General features: G+C 68.3%; 3 protein-coding genes and 1 pseudogene. 1 reads left to right on the plus strand and 3 read right to left on the minus strand.

What is annotated here, in order from left to right:
- The 3 genes from HCK04_RS40005 to HCK04_RS40015 form a co-directional block, all read right to left on the minus strand.
- The coding region (locus HCK04_RS40005; protein ID WP_142652730.1) for an endonuclease/exonuclease/phosphatase family protein at window positions 1-991 on the minus strand (991 nt) is incomplete at its 3' end.
- 84 nt (window positions 992-1,075) lie between these two features.
- Window positions 1,076-1,240: a hypothetical protein gene (locus HCK04_RS40010; protein WP_168066675.1), complete on the minus strand. Its 165-nt coding sequence runs from the start codon at window positions 1,238-1,240 to the stop codon at window positions 1,076-1,078.
- 829 nt (window positions 1,241-2,069) lie between these two features.
- The gene (locus HCK04_RS40015) at window positions 2,070-2,345 is read right to left on the minus strand and encodes a hypothetical protein (protein WP_142652731.1); all 276 of its coding nucleotides are present in this window, start codon (window positions 2,343-2,345) and stop codon (window positions 2,070-2,072) included.
- A 205-nt stretch (window positions 2,346-2,550) separates the two neighbouring features.
- On the opposite strand from HCK04_RS40015, the pseudogene HCK04_RS40020 reads away from it, so the two are divergent.
- Window positions 2,551-3,540 (plus strand): annotated as a pseudogene (locus HCK04_RS40020) (IS5 family transposase); the annotation flags it as partial.

Raw genomic sequence — 3,540 nt, forward strand, 5'->3', positions numbered from 1 at the left:
AGGGGCTGAGCCGGGTGAAGAGCATGGCGTGGTCGGAGGCCGGCGCGTCGCGACGGCTGGTGGGGTCTTCGGTCATCGAGGGCAGCCCGTCGTGCGGGCTGGCCCCGTCCTCCGGACGCATCGTATGGACCTCGACGGCGCGGGCGACGAGGACGTGCGAAACCAGCAGGTGGTCGATGAGTTCGCCACGACCGTGAAAGACCCGGGAGAACCGCTCGGCAGCGGGGATACGAGGGGCGAGGTTCCATAGCCGGGCCTTGTCGCCCCGGTCGGGCTGGTCGGCGCCCCTGGTGCCCAATTCGGAGCCGGGCGGGCCCAGCAGGATCTGGGTGGTAGCGGCCTCCGGCTCGTCGTTGAAGTCGCCCATCACCATGACCTGGCGCGCCTCTCCCTGACCAGCGAGCAGTTCGTCGGCCAAGGCACGTACGGTGACGGCCTCAGCGGTCCGCCGGTACAGGGCGTAGGCAGCTACCCGGGCCCGTTCGCCCTCGTCCCGGGGCTGGAAGCGGGGCCGCCCATTGGGCCCTGTCGGGAACGACAGCAGCTTGCTCTTCAGGTGCGCGACGATAACGTTGATGGTCCGGCCGTCGGGTTCGGTGACGCGGACGGCCAGGGCGCCCCGGCCCATCTGGTGGGCCGTCGCGCCGTCATCGCCGGCTTGAATCGCAGACAGCTGCTGGGGGAAGGTCGCTCGGTCAGCGACAACCTCGACCGAAAGTCGGGACAACAACCCGACCCGGATGGGGTGCCCGGGATCGAAGATCCCGGAGGTGACGTGCTGCCACCCATCGCCCAAACGGGCCGCCAGCTCGGCGAGCGCGTCGGGGTCGCCGACCTCCTCCACGGCCAGGACGTCGACGCCTGCCCTGGTGATGGTCGCGGCTAGGCCCTCGATCTTGGCGTCGTACGCCGCCTGGCTGGTCGGACCGAACTTGCTCCCCAGCGTGAATTTGAACAGATTCTCGACGTTCCAGGTTCCGATAACAGTCATCGTCGTTTTCCCGTCTCGTCTGTCCGGGTGAACAAGAACGCGCAACCCGTCTTACAACCAGAAGCGCATCTGTCGCAATGACCCTTAAGCCATGGTCGTCGTTGCGCCGCGCGCCCGCTCGGCGACCGGCAGTTTGGTTCCGACGTGCCCGAAGGACGGCGCCGTGTCGGCTACGGCCAGGTCGAGCGGGAGCGCCATGGCGATGCCCACGTCCGGATCACTGCCCTGCAGCGCCGCCTGGGAGCACATGGAGCGGAGGTAGCTGGTGAGCTGGTGGCGGTCCTTCTCCGGCGGCGTCGGTGACGATCGGCGAAGGCCCCGTCGTCGAGCGGCTCGGCGTCGCCAGAGCCTCATAGATCTCCGGCACCGTCAGCGACCTGGCGAAGGCGAGGAAGCCCTCCAGGTTGGTTGGAGGTCGCCGAGCATGCCGGTGAGCGTCAGCTGGCTCACGTCGCCGGGCAGCTTTGGGAAGAACGCGCCGCGCGCGTTGGCGGGCAGAGCCAGCGAGTTGATCGACAGGTCGCCCTCATAGAGGTCGGACCGCAGCCTGAAGTGTGGGTGGTGTGAGCCAGGCCGACCTTCACCCGGTCCTTCTCCGGCTTGCGGTAGCCGAGCTCCTGCAGCCACGGGGGCGTCCGCAAGCCTCGGCCGGTGGCATCGACGACCAGATCGGCCTCGACTACCTCCGAGGCACCCTAATTGAGGCCGTAGCAGTGGGTTTCGCCGGTCTCGAGGGTCTTCTCGCCCATGTACGGGTTCGGCGATGCCCTCGCCTGATCCCAGCGGGATGCCGCCGAGGGAGTCCCGGTAGGGCAGGGCAGGAATGAGCCAGCGTGGGAACTCCGACGCGGAGGGCTTACCCGACCCTGAGGAGCCGAGTAGCTCAACGCACATGTTCAGGGAGGCCGGCGAGCCGACCCGGTGTCCGTCTGAGGCGGCACCAGGTCCCACCCAGGCCAGCTCGCCGCCCCACACCAGCTGAGCTCATGAGAGCGGTAACGGGAGTGCGCCGCCTGCCGGGCGTCCCAACATCCTCGACGCGCGCCGACGCGCCCCGGCGCACCCCCCTCGTCGTGCTCTACGCCCGCTTCCAGTGCCACCGCCGGTTGCTCGTGTAATACGAGCAGCGGTACCGCTTGCCCGTGACCTTCGCGTACCCGTACTTCCCGTGCGCGGCCGCCGGGCAGTATGCGCCGGGGGTGATGCAGTTCCAGTGGTTGCCGACCCGCTTGTAGCAGCTCGCCGCAGCGCTGGCCGAATGGGTGGCTGTGGCACCGGCCGGGGCCTCGAGCGTAGCGGGAGCGACGAGGGCGGAGGCGACGAGCGCACCCGCAACGAGGACACGACGGAGCATCAGCTCTCCCGTGATTGGGGGACATTGACCGGTGAGAGGACGGCTGCGTGGCACCACGAGTTTGCAACTGACAGCACGAAGTTGTGATCCCTGGTAGGCACCCGATCAAGGCCGGTGCAGGCCCCGCCGGTCACACTGCCGGAAGTTGTGATCAATCTTTCGGATTCGCCTGTTTGTCGTGGCCTGATCCGTTAGATCGGCGTGTGTGACGCGTGCTCAACTGACGGATGAGGAGTGGGAGTTCATCAAGCCATATCTCCCGATCGGCAGGTTCGGCCCGTACCCTGAGCGGCTGCGGCAGCAGTTCGAGGGGGTGATCTGGCGGTTCAGGACGGGTGGGCAGTGGCGGGAGATCCCGCAGGAGTTCGGCGCCTGGCAGACCGTTCACAACCGCTTCCGGCAGTGGAGGGATGCCGGCGTCTTCGAAGCCCTGCTGGAAGGGGCGATCGCGGAAGCCGCCAAACGCGGCGAGGTGGACTTATCCCTGGTCAGTGTGGACTCCACCACCGCTCGGGCGCACCACGACGCCGCCGGGATGCACCTTGACCCGGACGTGCTGGCCGCCCTGGAGAAGGCTGCCGAACAGGAGCGGGCCCGGCAAAAGGGGGCGACCGGGAAGGACAACAGGAGCAGGACGCCCGAAACGACGCCGAAGCAGAACAACGGCGGCACATCCGGCGGCGGCGCAGGCTCCGGTTGAAAGCTGCCCTGCTCGGACGCTCCAGGGGTGGGCAGACCAGCAAGATTCACCTCGCCGCCGACCGCAGGTGCCGCCCCTTGGCGTTCGTCGTGACCGCGGGGCAGGCCGCCGACAGCCCGCAGTTCATCCCCGTGCTGAAGAAAGTACGCGTCCGGGTACCCGTCGGCCGTCCCCGCACCCGGCCCGGCGCGGTCGCCGGCGACAAGGCCTACTCCTCCCGCGGCAACCGCGCCTACCTTCGCGGACGTCGCATCAAGGTGGTCATCCCGGAAAAGAGGGACCAGGCCGCCAACCGGAAGAAGAAGGGCAGCAAGGGCGGCCGGCCCGTCAGCCACGACGCCGGCCTGTACAAGGAGCGCAACACCGTCGAGCGCCTGATCAACAAGCTGAAGGCCTGGCGAGGCATCGCCACCCGCTACGACAAAACCCCTGCGAGCTACCTCGCCGGCCTCCACCTCCGCGCCGCGATGATCTGGATCAAAGACCTCACCCGGA

It is taken from the genome of Microbispora sp. CL1-1 (assembly GCF_012034195.1).
Taxonomy (GTDB): Bacteria; Actinomycetota; Actinomycetes; order Streptosporangiales; family Streptosporangiaceae; genus Microbispora.